The sequence below is a fragment of the Fictibacillus sp. Mic-4 genome, from assembly GCF_049843615.1.
In the GTDB taxonomy this organism is placed as follows: domain Bacteria; phylum Bacillota; class Bacilli; order Bacillales; family Fictibacillaceae; genus Fictibacillus_A; species Fictibacillus_A gelatini.
Genome location: NZ_JBBHZM010000120.1, coordinates 1 through 533 on the forward strand (window position 1 = coordinate 1; position 533 = coordinate 533).

General features: G+C 50.8%; 1 protein-coding gene. It reads left to right on the forward strand.

Features of this window, described 5'->3' with window-relative positions; translation table 11 throughout:
* A partial coding sequence (locus tag WD019_RS21740) for an aldehyde dehydrogenase family protein (RefSeq protein WP_425712822.1) occupies nt 1–533 on the forward strand: 533 nt, incomplete at both ends.

The window sequence follows — 533 nt, forward strand, 5'->3', positions numbered from 1 at the left end:
GCCTTTGAAGAAGCGTTAAAGCTTGTCAACTCGCAATTAGGACAGGACTTTCCGCTCGTGATCGGTTCAGAGCGCATCACGACCGACGAAAAGATCGTTTCCATCAACCCGGCCAATAAAGAAGAAGTCATTGGCACGGTTTCAAAAGCGAACAAGGAACTTGCGGAAAAAGCGATGCAAGCCGCCCTTTCTACATTTGAAACATGGAAAAAATGGAAGCCAGAAGCGCGCGCAAACATCCTTTTCCGCGCGGCCGCGATCATTCGCCGCCGCAAGCACGAATTCTCCAGCTACCTTGTAAAAGAAGCAGGGAAGCCGTGGAAAGAAGCCGATGCGGATACAGCGGAAGCGATTGACTTCCTTGAGTACTACGCCCGTCAAATGGTGAAGCTCAAAGACGGCGTGAAAGTGAACAGCCGTTTCGGTGAAATCAACACGTTTAACTACATTCCACTCGGTGTCGGCATCATCATTTCGCCATTCAACTTCCCGCTGGCGATCATGGCTGGAACAACAGTTGCGGCGATCGTTGC